Annotated in this window: 14 protein-coding genes; all 14 read right to left on the reverse strand. The window is 61.4% G+C overall.

Translation table 11 applies throughout. From position 1 onward, the window contains the following. Window positions 1–45 precede the first annotated feature (45 nt). Window positions 46–1,182: a tetratricopeptide repeat protein gene (locus PM1_RS21770; RefSeq protein WP_242935534.1), complete on the reverse strand. Its 1,137-nt coding sequence runs from the start codon at window positions 1,180–1,182 to the stop codon at window positions 46–48. Window positions 1,183–1,207: 25 nt separating this feature from the next. After that, entirely contained in the window at window positions 1,208–1,510 is a 303-nt protein-coding gene (locus tag PM1_RS21775) for a LapA family protein (RefSeq protein WP_009621013.1), read from the reverse strand. Window positions 1,511–1,538: 28 nt separating this feature from the next. Further along, on the reverse strand, window positions 1,539–1,823 hold the full coding sequence (ihfB, locus tag PM1_RS21780; protein ID WP_009621012.1) for an integration host factor subunit beta: 285 nt from the start codon (window positions 1,821–1,823) through the stop codon (window positions 1,539–1,541). Window positions 1,824–1,958: 135 nt separating this feature from the next. Beyond that, complete coding sequence (gene rpsA, locus PM1_RS21785) at window positions 1,959–3,641, reverse strand: 30S ribosomal protein S1 (RefSeq protein WP_009621010.1); 1,683 nt, start codon at window positions 3,639–3,641, stop codon at window positions 1,959–1,961. Between the two features lie 229 nt (window positions 3,642–3,870). After that, on the reverse strand, window positions 3,871–5,130 hold the full coding sequence (locus PM1_RS21790; RefSeq protein ID WP_024128262.1) for a sulfotransferase: 1,260 nt from the start codon (window positions 5,128–5,130) through the stop codon (window positions 3,871–3,873). Next, a complete protein-coding gene (locus PM1_RS21795) occupies window positions 5,127–6,944 on the reverse strand; it encodes a glycosyltransferase family 4 protein (protein ID WP_009621006.1) in 1,818 nt (605 codons plus the stop codon). Before PM1_RS21795 ends, PM1_RS21790 begins: the two co-directional genes overlap by 4 nt. After that, window positions 6,941–8,158, reverse strand: coding sequence for a glycosyltransferase family 2 protein (locus PM1_RS21800; RefSeq protein WP_009621004.1), 1,218 nt, complete (start codon window positions 8,156–8,158; stop codon window positions 6,941–6,943). The genes PM1_RS21795 and PM1_RS21800 overlap by 4 nt, the downstream gene beginning before the upstream one ends. 4 nt (window positions 8,159–8,162) lie before the next feature. Continuing rightward, window positions 8,163–9,629, reverse strand: a complete 1,467-nt coding sequence (locus tag PM1_RS21805; protein ID WP_009621002.1) for a glycosyltransferase family 4 protein — start codon at window positions 9,627–9,629, stop codon at window positions 8,163–8,165. An 87-nt stretch (window positions 9,630–9,716) separates the two neighbouring features. Next, window positions 9,717–10,445, reverse strand: a complete 729-nt coding sequence (locus tag PM1_RS21810; RefSeq protein WP_009621000.1) for a glycosyltransferase family 2 protein — start codon at window positions 10,443–10,445, stop codon at window positions 9,717–9,719. A 78-nt stretch (window positions 10,446–10,523) separates the two neighbouring features. Then, on the reverse strand, window positions 10,524–12,191 hold the full coding sequence (locus PM1_RS21815; protein WP_009620998.1) for a sulfotransferase: 1,668 nt from the start codon (window positions 12,189–12,191) through the stop codon (window positions 10,524–10,526). A 25-nt stretch (window positions 12,192–12,216) separates the two neighbouring features. Beyond that, a complete protein-coding gene (locus PM1_RS21820; protein WP_009620996.1) occupies window positions 12,217–13,443 on the reverse strand; it encodes an ABC transporter ATP-binding protein in 1,227 nt (408 codons plus the stop codon). A gap of 42 nt (window positions 13,444–13,485) precedes the next feature. Beyond that, a complete protein-coding gene (locus PM1_RS21825) occupies window positions 13,486–14,643 on the reverse strand; it encodes a glycosyltransferase family 4 protein (protein ID WP_238603217.1) in 1,158 nt (385 codons plus the stop codon). Then, window positions 14,640–15,647, reverse strand: coding sequence for a UDP-glucose 4-epimerase GalE (gene galE / locus PM1_RS21830; protein WP_009620991.1), 1,008 nt, complete (start codon window positions 15,645–15,647; stop codon window positions 14,640–14,642). Before galE ends, PM1_RS21825 begins: the two co-directional genes overlap by 4 nt. Before the next feature lie 92 nt (window positions 15,648–15,739). Beyond that, window positions 15,740–17,557, reverse strand: a complete 1,818-nt coding sequence (locus PM1_RS21835) for a hypothetical protein (protein WP_009620990.1) — start codon at window positions 17,555–17,557, stop codon at window positions 15,740–15,742. Between the last annotated feature and the right edge of the window lie 164 nt (window positions 17,558–17,721).

The following is a 17,721-nucleotide window of genomic DNA, read 5'->3' on the forward strand; positions in this document are numbered from 1 at the left end:
AGATTCAAGGCGCCGGGGCACCATCCATGATTCCGGGCATCGGCATCACTGCTGGGGAGCAGCGATCGGCCTGAGCGTATTCCACCCGTGGCAGCCCGGACATTGCCAGTGCAGTTCACGCCCGGCGAAACCGCAATTGCCGCAGCGATAGTGCGGCATCGATCGATACAGGCCGAGGATGATCGGCTGCATGTGGGTGAACAGCTCCTGGTCCGCCCGTCCACCGCCCAGAGTGCCGAGCATGTCCAGCAAGCCTCGCCAGGAAGGTTGCTGCTGGACCTTAGCCAGCAAGCGGCCTCGCCAGCCCTGCCCATCCGCATCGAGCTGGGCCAGGATCGCCAGCAGCGCCGGCGATGCATCCGGCACCTCGGCAAGACGGCGCAGGCAGGCGAGGATTTCCGGCTCGGCACAACACTCGCGGCGCCGCAGCATGGGCAGCAGCTCGCCGAGAAAACCGGCATCGGCCGCACAGAGCTCGGTGATAGAAGCGTCGGCAGCCTGGAGGTTGCGCTGCCACAGCTCACAGTCCAGGCGCATCAGCAAGGCGCGCACGCATTGGGGATCGACCCGCCGGGCTTCCTTGAGAAGCTCGCGGGCACCGTCGCGGTCACCCGCGCGAATGCGCTCCTGAGCCTGCTCGCAATAATAGTTGGCCAACACCGTCTTCAGCTGAGGGCGCCGCCCCACCAGGCGTGCAGCGAGCTCCACGGCACGCGCCCAATCCTTCTCGCGCTCGGCGATGCGACGCAACTCGTCCAGCGCCTCCAGCGAGATGGCCTGGCCATCTCGCTGCATCAGCTCATCCAGCAGTTGCTCGGCGCTGCCAAGCAACCCGCCGGCGATGTAATCACGGGCGAGTTCGAGACTGATCTGCGCGGACAGCTCGGCGTTGGCCGATGCCTTGTCCAGCAGTTCCTGGTGGATCTGGATGGCCTTCTCGATATCCCCACGGCGACGGAACAGATTGCCGACATGAACGTGGCTTTCGAGTGTTTCCTCGTTCAGCGAAAGCCCCTGGGAAAGGCGCTCCAGCGCGTCGTCGGAATGCCGGTCGAGCAGGTTGTGCATGTTGCGCACCCGCTCGCGCAACGCCTCGTCAGCCGAAGATGGTCGGGAGCCTGGGTGTAATGAGCGTCGTCCCAGCCACCAACCGACGGCCAGGGCCAAAACGAACAGCAGCATTGCTACAACGCTGGACATCCCGGTGTCACTGGGTCTTCAGCGACTGGTCGCGCAGGGCCTGGTTTTCCTTGCGGAAGCGCGACACTTCGGAACGCAGCCCCGAGAGATGCAGGCGCGTGCGCGCCCGGAATGGAATGCTCAGCAGCAGGCCGATGACACCACCCAGGACGAAGGACAGGGTAATGAAGACCACCAGCGGCCACTCCGGCGTCTGCCAGCCCAGGAAGGCCAGCTGAACCCGCTGAAGGTTCTCCAGGACGAAGACGACCACGACTGCGCAGAGCAGGATGGCAGCCAGGAAGGCCAGAAAGCGTTTGAGCCGAAGCATGAAAAATCCTCGATCGTTCTCTAGCCGGCTACACGGGCTCGTTCACCCGATCGCGCAATTCCTTGCCCGGCTTGAAGTGCGGAACGAATTTACCATCCAGACGCACCGATTCGCCGGTCTTTGGATTCCGGCCGACGCGCGGTGCGCGGTAATGCAGAGAGAAACTGCCGAACCCACGGATCTCGATGCGATCGCCGGTAGCCAGAGCCTGGGACATCTGCTCAAGCATCGTCTTGATCGCCAGCTCCACATCCTTTGCGGAAAGCTGCCCCTGATGGGTGACGATTCTCTCGATCAACTCCGACTTGGTCATGGTTTTCCCTTCTTTTTCAAGCGGCTAGATCAGCTCTAGGTTCTTTTAGCACGCAGCTCAAGCTTTGAACAGCCTAAAGAAGGGAAAACGAAAAAGGGCGACCGAGGTCGCCCTTTTTCTTAGAGGAATCAGGACTTAGCCCTGATTCTCCATTTGCGCACGGATCAGATCACCAATGGTGGTCGGACCGGTGTTTTCTACTTCTTGCTTGCTACGCAGCTCTTTCATCGCATCCTTCTCGTCATCGACGTCCTTGGACTTGATGGAGAGGCTGATAACGCGGCTCTTGCGGTCGATGCTGATGATCTTGGCTTCGACTTCTTCGCCTTCCTTCAGCACGTTGCGGGCATCTTCGACGCGGTCGCGGCTGATTTCGGAAGCCTTCAGAACGCCTTCGATCTCGTCGCCCAGGCTGATGACGGCGCCTTTGGCGTCAACTTCCTTGACGATGCCGCGAACAATGCTGCCCTTCTCGTGCTGGCCGGCGTAGCTGGAGAACGGATCGTCTTCCAGTTGCTTGATGCCCAGGGAGATGCGCTCGCGCTCCGGATCGACGGAGAGGATGACGGTTTCCAGCTCGTCGCCCTTCTTGAAGCGACGTACGGCTTCTTCACCGGCTTCGTTCCAGGAGATGTCGGACAGGTGAACCAGGCCGTCGATGCCGCCTTCCAGACCGATGAAGATACCGAAGTCGGTGATCGACTTGATGGTGCCGGAGATCTTGTCGCCCTTGTTGAAGCGGCCGGAGAAGTCTTCCCACGGGTTGGATTTGCACTGCTTGATGCCCAGGGAGATACGACGACGCTCTTCGTCGATGTCCAGAACCTGAACTTCCACTTCGTCGCCAACCTGAACGACTTTCGACGGGTGGATGTTCTTGTTGGTCCAGTCCATTTCGGAGACGTGTACCAGGCCTTCCACGCCCTCTTCCAACTCGGCGAAGCAGCCGTAGTCGGTGAGGTTGGTGACGCGGGCTATGACGCGGGTGCCTTCCGGGTAACGAGCCTTGATGGCAACCCACGGGTCTTCGCCCAGTTGCTTCAGGCCCAGGGAGACGCGGTTGCGCTCGCGGTCGAACTTCAGAACCTTGACATCGATCTCGTCGCCGACGTTGACGATTTCCGACGGGTGCTTGATGCGCTTCCAAGCCATGTCGGTGATGTGCAGCAGGCCGTCCACGCCGCCCAGGTCCACGAATGCGCCGTAGTCGGTGAGGTTCTTGACGATACCCTTGACTTGCTGGCCTTCCTGCAGGGATTCCAGCAGGGCTTCGCGCTCGGCGCTGTTCTCGGCTTCCAGGACGCTACGACGGGAAACGACAACGTTGTTGCGCTTCTGGTCCAGCTTGATGACCTTGAACTCGAGCTCTTTGCCTTCCAGGTGAGTGGTATCACGCACCGGACGGACATCGACCAGGGAACCCGGCAGGAACGCGCGGATGCCGCTGACGTCGACGGTGAAGCCGCCCTTGACCTTGCCGTTGATTACACCCTTGACCACTTCATCAGCGTTGAAGGCAGCTTCCAGAACCAGCCAGGATTCGGCACGCTTGGCTTTCTCGCGGGACAGCTTGGTTTCACCGAAGCCATCTTCAACCGCGTCCAGCGCAACGTGGACTTCGTCACCCACCTTGATGGTCAGCTCGCCCTGTTCGTTGTAGAACTGCTCGACCGGGATGACGCCCTCGGACTTCAGGCCGGCATGCACGGTGACCCAGTCACCGTCGATGTCGACCACGATGCCGGTGATGATAGCACCCGGCTGCATGTCGAGGGATTTCAGACTTTCTTCAAAGAGTTCTGCGAAGCTTTCGCTCATGTTTATACCTGTAGTCAAAGGCCTGTAGGCCCGGCTCCGCGCCACCAGCGAACGCGGTCAAGTGATGAAAAAGAAGCCAGCAGGATCGAGACTGGTATCCTGCCGGCCCCTGGCCGCGCCAGGCCGAAGCCGGGCACTCCACATTCAATTTTTACGGGTTGCTCCGCCAACTATGGACGAAAGCCTCCCAATACAAGGTCTGGAATGTTAGCAATCGCTGTCACAGGCGTCAATCGAACAGCATGCGCCGATGGCGCTCGAACAGGCGTCGCGCCCAACGCAGAGGCGCTGTGACGCGCCAGGAAGAACTGCCGTACAGCGCCTGCAACTCCCGATGGACGGCCATGTTTTCCTGTCTCGCCATCTCAACTTGTTGTCGCGCCGAAGCGGCCTGGCGGTATGCCTCGGAAAGCTCGTCGGTCGTCGACGCCAAGCGGCCTTCCAATAGCTGGGCATGGCCTTGCCATTCATCCAGTTGCTGTCTGAACCAGCCCTGTTCCTTGAGGCGTAACGACTCACCAGTCTGCACGGTGGACTCCAGGCTGGCTATCCACCCGACCAATTCGGCCTCGCGCGCGACGAAATAACTCTTTTCCCGCCGGAGATACTCTCCTCCTTCCCACATCTCGACATCCTGCTTCCCGCAATGGCGCATCAAAGGCCAGAGTCCGGAGAAGTCACGTTCCACAGCCTGCAACAGAGACTCGAACCGTCCGTCGCCAGGCCGGACTTCATCCCGCGCCAGCCTGTCCAGCAGGTCATGCAAGCCAAGCAGCGCCGGAAAGCACCCCTCATGGACACGCAGGGCTGCCTCATCGAACTGGCTATGGCGCAACTCATCAGCGAGTATCCGCTCGCTGAACCTGGCATAGGCCTGCTCGTCAAAACCCAGCCCCAGCCGCTCCGCTATCCGCAGCAGAGCATCACGCGGCCTGTCCATGAAGCCGTCGTAATCGACAACCAGCATGCGCCGGGAACAGGCAAAGCGCAGGGCCCGATAGCTGTGCTCGTACCAGAGCAGCAGACTCTTGATCACCGGAAAGGCATCCCGTCGCGATAACGACGCGGCCACACTGAGTGGGTTACGCAGAGGCAGAACGAATGCGGTCTCCACACCAAGCTCCTCCAGTACCGGCAACCACACATCCATCAGGCGTGACATGCGTGGATCCTTGATACCGAACCGGGCATGGCTGCCCAGACGGGCTTCCAGCAGTTCAGCGAGTTCCTGCCGTACGCAAGGGTACTCCGACGCGTCCAGCAGGCACTCCACGTCAAAGCCAAGCGAAGAGGACAGGCTGCCCGCCAGAGCATGTAAGCGCTCGTTCAATTCGACGACATCCCGGTCCTCCCAGAAGCCCTTGGGGTTATCGTCCCTGGGGCCCAGCAGGAAGTCGCCGAACTCCACCCCCAGGCACTCCAACGCCGCAGACAGGACACTGGTCCCTGAGCGATGCATGCCCAGAACGACGATGACACGCTTTTTCATTCGATACTTCCCCATTTCCGCCGTCCTCTCTCGCGCAACCAGGCCGAACCATGAACGCCGACGTACAGCGATACCTTGACGAACAGAACCAGCAGGCGCCGGAAGCGGGAATGGCCCCAACCTCCCCAGCGCTCCAGCAGGCGCCGGCAGCGCCACTGCCAATACAGGCGAGCGACCGCCTCGTTGCGCTGCTTTACAGGCTGAGAGACGGGCAGCGGCACAGGCAAGCGGACAACCTCTTCCAGCAAACCGAGCAATCGCTGGCTGAAAGTCGCCGAATCGAATTTCCGGAGAATGCGTTCCCGGGCGCGGGCCCCCATGCCACGCAGCAGCACCGGATCCTTCAGCAAGCGGCTCAAGGCCGAGGCGTAGTCGCTGGCCGGATCCCTGTTCTCCGGTTCGACCAGATAGCCACAGGTATCGTCCACCAACTCAGCCTGCCCCCCCACATTCGATGCCACCACGGGCAGCGCACAGGCCATGGCCTCGTACAGCACCAAGGCTATGCCCTCCGCCTCCGATGGCAAGAAGAACAGGTCCGCGGCCTGCAAGGCTCGTCGGAAGGCTTCCTCATCGAGCCACCCCAGCAAGCGGACCCGTTCGTCCAAGCGCACGCGCTGCAGGTCGCGTCGCAAGTCTCCAGCCAATTCCCCATCGCCAATGACCAAGGCGATGAAGTCCTGATGGGTGTCGGCCAACTTACGCAGACTTGTGACGAACAGGTCCGGTCGTTTCTGCCGGCAAAGCCGACCGGCATAGACGATCACTGGCGTCTGCTGGCCTATTCCCAGTGCCTGACGGAACTGCCGCCTGATGTCCGCATCGGGGCGCCAGCGCTGCACATCGGCGAACCAGTGCAGCACCTCGACGCGATGCGCAGCGATGCCGTGCGCCAGTAGCCACTGTCGAAGGTGTCGCGAAACCACCCAGTGCTGAACCACGTCGGCATCATGGCGCACCGCCAGCCTCGGGTATCCGCCGCCGCCCCACCCCTCTTCCATATGGTTCAGGTCGATCACTGGCAACTTCGGGCAATGCATACGCAATGCCTGGAGGAGGTCGTAGGCGACGCGACAGTTGGACAGCAGCACCAGACCCGGCTTGCGGCTGTCGAGCAGGCAGAGGAGGAACTCCTCTATGGACTCGGCAGCGATAAAGCGCGGCAACACCATCACGTCGTCACTCAGTTCGCGGAAGCGCGGCGCCCAGGCATGGGCAGCCTCCAGCGTGGCGATGACAGTCAGCGTCCAGCCTTGCCCGACCAGGCAGCGGGCGATATCGAGGTTACAACGGTCGGCGCCCCCCGGTTCCAACCAGGGCAACAGCATCAGCAAACACCGGTCGCCATTGTTAGCGATTATCGACGGGGGTCCGGCGACGGCCGCTCCGCGCGCCCAGTGCGCTTGCCGCGACGGCGTGTTGCGGAGGGCGAACAGGCGAGCATCTGCTCCGGGATGCCCGGCATAGGCAGCGAACGCCGCGCCAGGATGACTTCGCAGGAACCACCAGAGCTGTTCGAAGGCTCGAGGAAAGAGCCAGGGCATAGCGGGTTCATCCAGGTCCATCCAGGCCACGCAGGCGGAGCTATCGGTCCAGAGCCGTATTTCCTCATCGCCCGTCACGAAGCTGATGCGCTCATCCTGCATCAGGTCAGAAGGCAACTGTACGCCACGAACCAGCCAGCGCCAGGCAGTAAGCGACTGCCCATGGAGCAGTTCCGCCATGCGTTCCAGAGTGGACTCGCTGCACGGTGTGCGGGTGACGATCACCAATAGTGGATCGCACCTCCCCGATACGGCCACGCCATCGCTCATGACACCGGCTCCGGCAGTACCGCGGCGATGCTGCGAGTTCTATGGAAATTCTCGACGAAGGCAGGCCATTGGCAGGGCTCCAGCAGAGCGGGCAGGCGATAGATGATTTCCGCCTGCCGCTGCAGCCAAAGCGGCAGCGGAGCTTCATGTTCGACGATCAGTTGCAGCGATGCTGCTCCCTGTTGCAGGCCCGCTCTGCAACGCTCGGCGTCGTCGGGGCGACGCAGATGGACCAGGGTCACGGCCGGGAAAGCGTGGTATTGCCCAGGGCGGGCAAGATTGCGCAATGGGTCGAAGACGACTCGCTTGCGGTAGCCATCGACCAGCCGACGGCGCCTGTCGGAAGCCTCGAAAAAGGCCGGATGCGCCTGGCGCAATGCACGATAGGCGCGCAACGCCCGACGGTTGATCCAGGCGAGACGGCTACCCGCATGTCGGCGGTAGAAGAACAGCGGCTCGGCGATAACCCGGCCACGAACACCCGCACAGGCAAGGCGCACCCAGTAGTCCCAATCCTCATGCTGGTTGCGCTCTAGAGTGAAGCCCCCCACCGCGAGCCAGTCCTCGCGATGGAAGACCGCAGAGACCCCGAGATGATTGACGTAACGAAGCAGTTCGGGGTCCAGATCGAGCGTTCTGGCCAGGCGCTCTTCCTCACCGAACAGTTGCATCCAACTGTGCGCCACACGGGTTCCAGCATCCGCCTCCAGTAGGATGACGCACTTTTCCAGGTAATCGGGCGCCAGCCAGTCATCGGCGTCCAGGCAGCACACATAGCGCCCCCTGGCTTTCGCCGCACCGGCGTTGCGTGCAGCCCCGGGTCCGGCATTGTCTTGCCGGAGCAGCGTCAGGGTCGTCCAGCGCTGCAAGCGGGCCAGCAGACGGAGCGTCCTCCGCTCGTCGGAACCGTCATCGACGATGATCACTTCGATATCCTGCAGCGTCTGCCCTTTCACGCTGCGCAACGCCTGGAGCAGGTAAGCGCCATAGTTGAAGCAAGGAATTACCACGCTGAGCAGCGGCTGCTGCGGGTTCCAGGGCTGCGCCTGGCAGGCCTCGCGCGTGAGCTCCTCGTTTCGACGATGCCGCCCAAGGAGCGAGCGGAGGGTCTGTCGGCCTGGGTCCCCTGCCAGGCGAGCCAACAACGGCCCCAGGAGGAAAACCGAATAGTCGGCGGCATGACGCAACCGCCGAACGAACATACTTGCGACCATGCGTTCAAACCGTAGCGGCGGTGGTGGCGGGCACAGGCAGGTAGCCCGGCAGTGCGGCTACCCCACGCTCGAACGCTGCCCAGCTGTGGCGGTCACGAATGCGTGCCTGGGCGTTTTCCACCCTGCCGGCGGCTTCGACAGAATCCCCCAGCGCCGCCCGTATGGCTTCGACATACGCCAGGGCACCCGCCCCCGGCTGCAGCGGATAACCACTGCGCTCGTCCAGCAGTTCGGAGATTCCCCCCACCGTCTCGGCGACGATCGGCAAGCCGGCTGCGCTTGCCTCCAGCAGGACGTTCGGCAAACCGTCATATAGAGAGGTATAGAGGAACAGGTCGTACGACCCACCACTGGCCAGTTCGGCAAAGCTATCGAATCGACCGCCCATGTAGAGGTTCGGCAACGTTGCCAGGCCATGGAGTACCTTTGCGGAACAACTGAGGTCAGCCTCGCCATAGACCTCGAACGACACATCGGGCATGGCCTTGGCTATTTCCAGAAGCATTTCGGGACGCTTCTGCAAAACGATGCGGCTGGCCCACAGTACGCGCCGCCCGCCCGTTACCACAGGATCCCGCATCTCCGGCAGGACACAGGGAAAATACAAGGTATGCATCCGCTCGGCGGGCAGGCCGTCGCGTCGATGGATTTCCTCGAGGAAGGTCCGGTTGTCCGACAGAATGCCGCTCAGGGCGCTCCAGGCCCTGGGCAGATAGTCCGTGGAATAGCTGCACCGGACCCCATAGCGGTCGCGGTCGTCGCAATAGACGCTGGCGAATATTCGCTTGCCGAGCGCTACCAGCGGCTTGCCGAAACGCTCGACGACCTGCCAACCAAGCTCCGAGTTGATCAGATGGATAGTGCGGGCCGGGGTCTGGAGCAACAGGCGCAACAAGATCAGACGTCGATCCTCGTCACCGGCACGGCGGGCCAGTTGACCGAACTCGATCACCCTGGCCTGTTCCGGTATGAGCCTGACCCAGGGAGACGATACGTCGCGGGTAAGCACCACAACCACCCGCAGCCCACGCTGCGTGCACAGGCGGACGTGGTGCAACAGGCCAAGGTCCGCACCGCCACGCATGAGGTGGGGAGCCAGAAAGACGATCTGCGGCGCCCAGGCAACGAGATCGTCGAACATTTCCCGATACAGCATGGCCGGATAGGGATCGACTGGTGGTTGCCAATGCCGGTACCCCGCCAACAGTTCAGCACGGGGATACAGTGCCGGTTCAATCGACGACAGCGCCTGCATCTCGTCGACGATCCAGTCCGGTAGCACGTTACTGTTCTGCGCCGTCGACATCTCGGTGGGCATGACCAGGTAACGATGCTTTAACCTATCGCCCAGGCGAACGATCCGCTGCAACTGATGCTCGCTGATGCGCCCCCGAAGCAAGAACATGCATTGGTGATAGCTCCTGCGCGCACAACGCAGGAGCAGGGATTTGAACCTCGCCTTCACACTCATTGCCACCTCGTAGCGCCAGACCACATAAGCGCTTGCCACCCTATCGCCGCGGGTTCCCGCATAGCCGTCATCCGCCTTTCCCCGGTCTCAGATCTCGAAACGACAGTTCTCGAAGAATCGGCTTGGACGCAGCACTGCCTGCCTGGCATTCATGTCCACCAACATCGAGTCGTGCTTGCGCCGATAGAAAAAGGCCGTCTTCTCCGCCACCGTATGGATGCGACCGGAAGCGATGACCTCGAGTCCCCAATGCCAATCTTCGTAACCGAACCCCGTTTCGCGAACCCGGGTAGGCTGGTAGGGAATGGCCTGGAACACCGACTTTCTGGCGAATACCGCCGAGCCCCAGGGATGGAACTTGAAGCAATTGGCAATGCTGTAGTCATCGCGCAACTGGTCGACGACCCGCCCCAGAGCCTGGATCGCGCCATGACTGACGATGTATTCCGGATGTACCACCGCTCGATCGCCGCTCGCACGGGCGACCGCCAACGCCTCAGTCAGCCAGTTGCCACTGCAGTAATCGTCGCCATCCAGGAAACCAACATAATTCGCGGTGGCGCATTCCATTCCGGAATTGCGCGAAAGGCCGAGATCCCCGTGTTCGACTTCATGCACCTGATCACTCGCGCAAAGCGCGGGATGGTCGTGGACGATTCGCCGAGTGTCATCGTCCGCACAGTCGAGCACCGCTACCAGTTGCACATTTATGCCGGCACTTTCCGCATGCCGCCGCATACGCTGGAATCCCCACAGGCTCCACTGGGCCAAAACCCCTTCGGCATGAAAGTTCATCACCAGACTCAAGTCATGCATGGCGTTCATTCCCCCATATGGCAGCCGCAACAAAGCGCCCTGCATCCATTCAGGCATCCCGCGGCAGTCGGACCAGTTCTACAGGACATATTGGAATTGCTCCGCGACTTCACCAGCCACTCCGGCGATGAGGTCGCGCTCCTCCTGATCCATCTCTACACGCCACCCCATGGGGGCCAACGTCGGTAACGCCCCCTCGTCCACAAGGCGCTTGGCCATCTCCTGGGGAGCGGCCAGCAGATCTTCATAGCGCAACCAGCGCAGCGCATCGCCGGCATCCAGCAACAGTTGGGCGAGATAGCGCCACCACAGCGCCCGGCGCAACGGCAGGTACTCCGTTCGGGCGATCTCGAGCAACGCCTTGCGCTGCCAGCCAGTCAGCCCCGGGTCATCCGGATGGCCTAGCGGCTGCTCCTGCACAGCGGCATTGCGTAGATGCTCGAAAGTCCGAGCCCAGGAATTCAGGCAGTCGTAGGGATGACGAACCAGGGCGACACAGCGGACCTGGGGCATCACTCGACGTATCGCCGGGAGGCACGAGAGATACGCCAGGGTATTCTTGGTACCGAGCGTGAACGCAGGAGTACGCACGTTCGCGTGATATGCAGTGGCCTGGTCATATCCCCGTGCGGTGTCATCGATCAAGCGGCCGCCCTGATGCTTGTTCGGCACCGGCCTACCGGCCAGCAGCTCACGCCGCAGCTCGGCATAAAGCCTTGGGATCCCCCACGGACGGGGCCCCTCCACCAGTGCCGGGAATACCTCTGCGGGCTCGTTGATGATCACTGTGTCGTCACGCTCGGAAAGCAGGCGACAGAAATAACTGGTGCCGCTACGCGGCAATCCGGTGATGAGCAGATCCACGCCGGATCGTGCCAGCTCGCTCCGCGACCTGTTTTCCAATAGCCGTGCCCAGTACGAGTCCCGGCACAGAACCTCGCCCAGCAATGGCCAGTTCTGCAGCAGCCCGTGCAGGTCATCCAGCAGGGCCGGCTCGCGGAGGAAGGAAGCCAGTTCGTGATAATGGCAGAGTAGCGGTTTGTACTCCGCCGGCCAGGGCTTCAGATGCAAAGGGAAGTTGTATCGCTCGGTCAACGCACGGGTGCGATAGCCCAGCTCCCGAAGCGCCAGCGGCAAGGCCAGTTGATCGAGCCACGGCCATTTGTGAGCGATCTCCGGCGCCGTCCGTATCCGTTCAGCAAGACTCAGCCAGCGGGAGGCGAAACGCGGAGCGTTGCGCACCCAGATGAACCCGGCGTTGTAATAAGGTGGGATGCTCTCTTCGGTGCAACTGGTCAGCACCCTCGCCACTGGCAACTCGAGCTCCGCCAGATCGTACAAGGACTGCCAATAGCCCGAGTCGGTCGGCACCAGAGCCATGTCGGCAGGCTTGAGCGCAGCGTCGAAGCGGCCCAGTTCATTGAAGTCCAGCGCCTCCAGGCAATACATGTCGCTGTCGAGGAACAAGGTATGCCCCTGCTCCTCGCCCAATGCCAGGGCGGCAAACTTATTGCCGATGGGATAAGAAGTGCCAAACGGATTGTTGATTTCCTGCAACTCGACATTCAGTTGGCGGTACAGGCGATACGACTCCGAACTCAACTCTCCCCACTGCGCGACCGGGCGAGCTAGCGCGGCAACGAGCCTGGCCTGCGAACCAAGCCTGGCACGCAAGGATGCCGCCAGCATGGCTGCCTTGAACTCCAACTCGCCGCCATGCACGACGAAAACCACAGTGAAAGGCATCTCAGGCCTCACCGGAGAATGCCTATCAGTCATGAACGGACAGTGCCTCGAAATGGCCGCGCAGGTTGACTACCGCATCGAAACACTTGCGGGAACTGAGAATACGTAGAGTGGCGGCGTTTACCTGTTTGTCGAGCAACTCGCAGAGGTTGTCCGAGCAGGCATCGTCCAGCCGTAGGGTCAGTGAGTAATCGCCGGCCTGGAGGTCGCCGGTAAAACTGATGCAGGCGCGTAGCCTTCCATCCTCATGAACCGGCAGTTCGATTCCCTGATGCGAGTTATTGAAGGCATAGAGGTTGTAACCCCGCAAATCACGCAGAATCAGGGTGAGCCTGGGACGCGCCACCGGCTGGAACAACTGCGCCGACACCTCGACAACGATGCGCTCTCCGCTTTCGAAGCAATGCCCCGCCTCTCCCGCCCCATTGAGCCGTAGACTCAGGATTCGCCCCTTGCCATTGCTGAACGCCAACCCACCGTCACCGAGTGCATGGGCCGCCCGTTGCCCGCCCCCATCTCCCACTCCCGAAGCAATCAAGCCGTCACGCTGGTAGAGTTCGCAGGCCGTCTCGCAGTCTCCATCGAATGCGGCCCCACCATCCTTCAGGTAGATCGCTCGAGTGCAATAGTTCTTGATCAACTGCACATCATGGGACACCAGCAATATCGTGACGCCCTTGGCTAACAATGTATCCAGCCTGTCAAGGCACTTGAACTGGAAAGCGGCATCGCCGACGGCAAGGGCCTCGTCGATGATCAGCACGTCGGCATCGACATGGGCATTGAGTGCGAAGGCCAGGCGGACATACATGCCGCTCGAGTATGTCTTGACCGGCTGATCGATGAATTCGCCTATGTCCGCGAAAGCGATGATCGCCTCCAGTTTCCCGGCTATTTCGTCCTTCGTCATGCCCAGCAACATGGCATTGAAGATTACGTTGTTCCTTCCGGTTTCTTCCGGATCGAACCCCATCCCCAACTCCAGCAAGGCGGCCACCCGGCCATGGACCTGCGCCCTGCCCCGGGATGGACGCAAGGTCCCTGCGATGATCTGCAGCAAGGTCGACTTTCCGGAACCATTGCGACCGATGATGCCAACGACCTCTCCCGCCGCTATTTGTAGTGATAGGTCGCGCAAGGCCCAGAACTCGCGATGAAAACTGAAGCGGTTGCCCAAAAGCGCCTGCAAGAAACGCTTGCCGGGACTGTCGAACAGATGGAAACATTTCCCAAGTCCGGAAACCTGGATCATGGGGCGTGGCTCAACACTCATCTCGCTACCATTGGCCGGCCATTACATGCTCGCCAGCACTTTCCTGTTGATTTCACGAACGTCATAACGTGCTTCGGCGATACGCCGGCTCTCCCTTCCCATCCGCAAGATGAGCTGGGGATCATGGATGAAACGAGCCATCGCCTGCGTCAGGGCCGTGGGGCTGCGGATCGGCACCAGAAAGCCGTTGACGCCATCGACGATGCTTTCCCGGCAGCCCACCCAGTCCGTGGTGATCACCGGTCGCCCCAGCGCCATTGCCTCCTGGATGCAGCGGGGAATGCCTTCGCGGTAATAGGAAGGCAGCACCAGGACGCTGGACTCGTTCAGCCAACCCCGCACATCCCTCACCCACCCAACCCAGCGCACCGAGCCTTCCTCGCTCCAGCCGAGGATCTCCTCTCTCCGAATGGAGTCCGGGTTGACGTCCGTGTCGCCAAGAACGATGCATTCGATCTCGGGGTGCTCAGCCTTCAGCGAACGGGCGGCCTCGACGAAATCCTGGATACCTTTCTGCTGCAGAAGGCGACCGACGAAGATGAAAACGACCGGGCTCACCGGCGGCCGCGAGGGTAGGAAATGCGTCAGATCCAGACCGATGCCCGGCAACAGCACGACCTTCTCCGCCGCCACCAGGCCGCCATGCACGAAGAGTGCGTAGTCATCGCCATTGAGCAGGAAAACCCGCCGGGATGACTTCAGGGTGAGGCGATAGAGCCCGCGCACGAGGCCACGTAACAACCCTCTGGCAGGGCTCGATGCGCCCACTTCAGAGAAGACGTAGCCCGCGCCCTCGATCATCGAGTAGATGATGCGAACCCCGGCCAACCTGGCGGCCAGCCCGCCAAGGATCACAGGCATGGGGAAGTAGCTGAAGACGGCATCTACCCTGAAGGAACGGAGCCGCCAGGCGGTTTTCACGATCGCCCATAAGGCGACGAAAGGGTTCATGCCGCTGCGCCCGATGTAACCCTCGACCGGCGTTGCACCCAACTGGCGAATCTGCTTTCTGCTGTGCTCGTCATGATCGGGAGCGAAGGCATAGACCTCCACGCCCCTGGCAACCATGTCGCGAATCAGTTCGCCGCGAAAATTGACGATCGAGAAAGCCTGGTTGGAAACCAGCGCCAGCCGCCGGAAACCAAGGTTGCACACACCGGGCCGGCCTGAAAGCATCATGCGTCCACACCCGACGTCTGCCAACGCCAGACATCGGCCACTATCTGCCCGATGTCCTTGCGGGACTTCCAGCCCAGCTCTCGCTCGACCTTGGCGACATCTGCCCAGCTTTCTGCGATATCTCCCGGGCGACGGTCAAGAACCTCATAGGGAACCGGCTTGCCGCATGCCGCTTCGAACGCCCTCAGGACCTCCAGAACCGAATATCCCCGGCCCACCCCCATGTTCCAGACGCGGACGCCGGCATGCCGGAGGAGGAAATCCAGGGCCTGCACATGTCCCTGGGCCAGGTCGCAGACATGCACATAGTCGCGTACTCCCGTACCATCTGCCGTGGGGTAGTCATTTCCATATATCCCCACGGCCGGCTGCAGGCCCACGGCGACACGGCCGACGATGGGCAACAGGTTGTTCGGCTGGCCTTTGGGGTTTTCGCCGATCAGGCCGCTGGCGTGCGCACCGGCCGGGTTGAAATAGCGCAGTATCGCCACCGCCCAGCGCGGATCGGTGGAGGCGAAGTCCCTGATCACTTCCTCGGCGAAGAACTTGCTTCGGCCATAAGGGTTGACCGCACGCCCCGCCGGATGCGTTTCGGCAACAGGGGCGCTTTCGGGGTCGCCATACACAGTGGCGGACGAACTGAAAACCAGGCGATGAATTCCCGCCTCCGCCATCGCCTCCAGCAACGTCAGGATGCCGCCGACATTGGTGGAGTAATAATCCAGCGGCAGCCTTACGCTTTCCGCCACGGATTTCAGCCCCGCCAGATGGATAACGGCATCGATGGCATGCTCGGCGAAAAGCTCCCGAAGCAAGGAGATATCCCGAACGTCCCCCTTCACGAAACACAGGGGCTTGCCGGCCAGGGCTTCCATTCTGTCGAGCATGGCCAGGGAACTGTTAGCCAGGTTGTCCAGGACAACGACATCGCTCCCCCACTCCAGCAAGTGAACGACCACGTGGGAGCCAATGAAACCTGCCCCGCCTGTCACCAACACTTTCATCGCAACACCAGTGAAAACGTCATGCCTCGAAAAGCAAAAGTGAAGAGGCGGTTCACACCGCCTCTCCACGACCTCATGACCTGGGCCAGAGATCAGTTGCGGTTGTTGCCACCGCGATGGTTGACAGTAGAGGACGGACCGGAGTCGCCATTGAAGTTGCCCTGGGTGGTGGAGGTCATGTTCACCAGGGTGCCGTTCGGCGTACGGATCAGACCGAGCGCCTCACAGGTGGGGAACTCGCCTTCCAGCACCAGGCGGGCACGGCCACCTGCACCGTTCCAGTCGGCACCGTTGACACCGAAGGCGGAAGCGACCTGCTCCACGCTGTAAACACCGGTTTCGTGGGCCTGGAGAACCTCCTTGCCGCTCTGGTCGACGATGTAGGCGCTGCCGACTTCCGGATAACGCTTGCCGTTCTGGTCGAACAGCACGCCACGGACCTTGCCGGCACGACCGCTGTCGCTGGTGTTGGTCAGGCGGATGAAGAACGCATCGGCGTTGTTGGCGGCCGGCAGGTTGAACAGGCTGGCAACGCAGCTGCTCTTCCAGAAGTGGTCGATCTCGCCACCGTTGATCACTCGGTCGACATAGCGGACGTTACCGAAGTCGATACTCAGCGGACCTACGACGAAGCTCTGCTGGGCGACCATGGAGTCCGCGCCATTGGACTTCACGCAGATGTTGTAGGTCTGGTTGACGTCGCCATTCACCAGTTCCAGCGACAGCTTGGTCGTGCCATTGGATCCCGGCTTGGGCTTGAGGGCCTCACCGGTCCAGGAGTGGGCGATCTGGTCGGCAGCGGCAGTGCCGTTGGCGTAAGCCTGGCAGTTGGCGGTGGTCAGAGCTACGGACTCGAGGCCGCTGAAATTGCCGCTGATGTAGCTGTGCAGCTTGTCACTGCCGTTGAAGCCGAACACGTTGCGACCGTCTTCGTTGAGCACGTCCTGGTTGACGCCAAGACGCACGCTGCCCAGACGGGCGTAGTTGGCGCCGTAGTTGTTCGGATCGGTCACATCCGGCTGCACGGAGACGGAAGTGTCGAAGCTCTTGTCCTGGTTGGCCAGGTCCAGCGAGTGGAGAACCTGGTACTGTCCCCAGACGTTTGTATTAAGGACATCCCAATAGACTGCCGGCAGGGAGGTGAATACCATCAGCGGCGGAGCGGAGTCGTTGTTCTTCGCGTCGCCGCCGTTCGGGCCGGTCGTGGTGTCCAGCTGGGCGGAAACGGTCACGTTGAAGCGGCGCTCGTTCAGCGGGTCGTCCATCATGCTGACGTTGGACTGACTCAGGAAGGTCGCGTCACCTTGCAGAGCGGCGCGCAGGCGATCGATCCGCCCCGGCTGCAGGCCGGCGGTGCTGTTGGTGCGGAAGTTGAAGTGAACGATGGAGTTATCGGCTGCCGCTTTCTTGATTTCCTCAGCACCGGCGGTGTCCAGCGTGAGGCTCAGGGTATTGACGCCGGTACCACTGGTGATGGTGAAGCCTTCACCGGCGGGCAACGTACCGATCTGGATCTGGTTGGGGCTGATCGTGTTGGCGAACTGCGCCACGGTACGATCCAGGGTCAGCTTGATGGTGTGACCAGGTGCAACATTGACGGCCTTGACCAGGTCGATGGCGTACTTGAGGTCGGGAAGGTCGAACTGGGTGGTTTCGGAGAGGTTGCCGAAGACTTCCTGGGCGATGGTGATGTTGGCGGCGCGGCTGGTGTAGTTCGCGCCGGTCTCGATACTTACGCCTTCCTTATAGTTCGACTGGCCCGGAGCATATTGATCTTCGGCCCCCGGAGAGTTCTGAAGAACGGTCCCGTTGGAACTCGGACCGACAACGATGCTGACCACGCCGGCATTGGCCGCGCCCGCGAACATGGCAGAGACAATAGCCGCGCTCAGCAGTGTTCTTTTCAACATTTTTCAAGCTCCTAACTTTTCTAGTATTTCCATCCAGTCGAACGACTGGTTTGCCGACGGCAATTACATACGGGCCATATATACCCAAAGCGGAAGGCCGCATCGGGCCCCACTCCAGGAACGGTTCGCCGCTCCCTGGCCAGCCGCTCCGGGCCAGTCAGAAC

Origin of the sequence: Pseudomonas sp. M1 (assembly GCF_022760135.1) — a bacterium.
In the GTDB taxonomy this organism is placed as follows: Bacteria; Pseudomonadota; Gammaproteobacteria; order Pseudomonadales; family Pseudomonadaceae; genus Pseudomonas; species Pseudomonas citronellolis.